Source organism: Bartonella sp. AP57NXGY, from assembly GCF_042195805.1.
GTDB lineage: Bacteria > Pseudomonadota > Alphaproteobacteria > Rhizobiales > Rhizobiaceae > Bartonella.
Genome location: NZ_JBHIOZ010000247.1, coordinates 1 through 1,687 on the forward strand (window position 1 = coordinate 1; position 1,687 = coordinate 1,687).

General features: G+C 35.7%; 4 protein-coding genes. 3 read left to right on the forward strand and 1 reads right to left on the reverse strand.

The window, feature by feature from the left end; translation table 11 throughout:
• Positions 1–438: helix-turn-helix domain-containing protein (locus tag ACFIL8_RS09935; protein WP_375689633.1), on the reverse strand; the 438-nt coding region annotated here is incomplete at its 3' end.
• Positions 439–587: 149 nt separating this feature from the next.
• Between ACFIL8_RS09935 and ACFIL8_RS09940 the strand changes: the two genes are divergently transcribed.
• From ACFIL8_RS09940 to ACFIL8_RS09950, 3 genes are all read left to right on the forward strand, one after another.
• On the forward strand, positions 588–827 hold the full coding sequence (locus ACFIL8_RS09940; protein WP_375612875.1) for a hypothetical protein: 240 nt from the start codon (positions 588–590) through the stop codon (positions 825–827).
• Between the two features lie 104 nt (positions 828–931).
• Complete coding sequence (locus ACFIL8_RS09945; protein WP_375689631.1) at positions 932–1,354, forward strand: hypothetical protein; 423 nt, start codon at positions 932–934, stop codon at positions 1,352–1,354.
• A 26-nt stretch (positions 1,355–1,380) separates the two neighbouring features.
• A complete protein-coding gene (locus ACFIL8_RS09950; RefSeq protein ID WP_012754562.1) occupies positions 1,381–1,650 on the forward strand; it encodes a hypothetical protein in 270 nt (89 codons plus the stop codon).
• Positions 1,651–1,687: the final 37 nt, after the last annotated feature.

The following is a 1,687-nucleotide window of genomic DNA, read 5'->3' on the forward strand; positions in this document are numbered from 1 at the left end:
TTCTTCTATATCATTGAGGTTTTGAATAAGCTCTTGCAATCTTCCATAAAGCTCTGCTGCTAATTCCGCAACATCTTCAGGAGAAAGTGTTATTTTTGCATCATGATAGGTCGTATAAACTAAATGTCCCAGCTTTTTCATCAGCCCAGTAGGAATCGCCTGCGGTTTAAAACCAGCTGCTTTTGCCTTTGCCATATCTGAAAACATCTCGCCATTTCCCGTTACTAGCCAATCTAATGAAACACCACAAATTTCTTGATATTTGGAGAGCGCAGAGGCTGTAGGCTCACTTATACCAATTTCATAAGTTCCTATAGAGCCAGCAGTGATACCAAGATGTTCAGCAAACTGCTTACGCTCTGTAAAACCAAGAGCGTGACGCACTTTACGAAAACGTTTTGCCAACTCAGTTTTAGGTTTTGCTTCCGGACGAGCCAAAAAAAACACTCCAAAATCAATATAATTGTTGACTAAATAATTATATTGATTTACATCTATCATTACTGCCCCTTAAGAAGAGCAGTTATCACATACATAACCCCACAAAAACGGATGTTACAGCATCCATTCAAGCAGGAGCGAAAATTATGACAATTACAAAAATGCAATCGCCGTGGTATTTTTCTGAGCTGCGCCCCTGTAATATAACCTTGGAAAAACTCAAGCCTATCAGAGGCTATTTTCCAGAGTCAAAAACATTTGGACACAGGCCAATGAAAAAACTAAATGCGCCACTGCCAACTCTATCAGTTTGCATGCCAAGCCAATTCTTGCCAACTGCTTTCTCAAAAGTTGCAGTCATATTCTTTCAAAAGCAAAAAGCCTAATACGATTCTCTTCATTTCATGCTGTGTAATATACCACTGAAATCTTATTACAAAAATATGCTAATGTATTTCCCATAGGTTTTTATAAGGTAAAAAGTTTATCAATGTCTAAAAATCAATATAAAATAGGCAAAATAATTGGTATTCTACAAAAAATGAGATTATCACTCGTTATTAAAAAGTTAGACGTTTACAAACCCTGTTTGCTTATTTTATATATTAATAGCACTGATTTAGCTGTAACTGGCAATAGAGATTTCAGGGTGTTTGGTTTATCGTCAGAATACTCTTCCTCTACGCATATTAAAAGCCTTTTGGCAATGTATTTTAAATGCTATAAATTCTATAGTAAACACATTGCCATCCATATTTACAATTGGGCGCTTCAAAATCTTGGAGTAATAAAATCTTTAATAGGCTTTGATTTAAAAGCGCGTATTTTGCAGAAAATTGACAAAACCATGAGGTTCGTATACATGGCAATTTTAAGTGATGATAGTGGAGTGATACTTAAAAAAGCTGCATGAAAACCCGCAACGTTGAGGAATTAAGCATGACCTCTTTATGCGATAAAGAATTATCTGATACACTGGTTGGTCTTTATGACGACTATCAACGCGGTTTCGACATTGGAGAAGAGCTTAAACTGTGCGTGGATTTGGCGTTATCTCTTGAATTGGAACTCAGTATTCACCGTTTAAGTGAAACAGATGCTGTTTTAAAAAAAGAGATTGTGCAAACCTTGCATCGTCGTAGAAATACTCATTCCAATGAAGATGAAATTGATACAATTTTTCATATGGATTTTGAAAAACAAAAATAATACAATACTCTCCCCATATGATACGATATTACCTCAT

What these genes read in the sequence shown, in the direction of transcription:
- ACFIL8_RS09940 (WP_375612875.1), top strand. Translation starts at nt 588, where the DNA reads ATGACAATTACAAAAATGCAATCGCCGTGGTATTTTTCTGAGCTGCGC.
- ACFIL8_RS09945 (WP_375689631.1), top strand. Translation starts at nt 932, where the DNA reads ATGTCTAAAAATCAATATAAAATAGGCAAAATAATTGGTATTCTACAA.
- ACFIL8_RS09950 (WP_012754562.1), top strand. Translation starts at nt 1,381, where the DNA reads ATGACCTCTTTATGCGATAAAGAATTATCTGATACACTGGTTGGTCTT.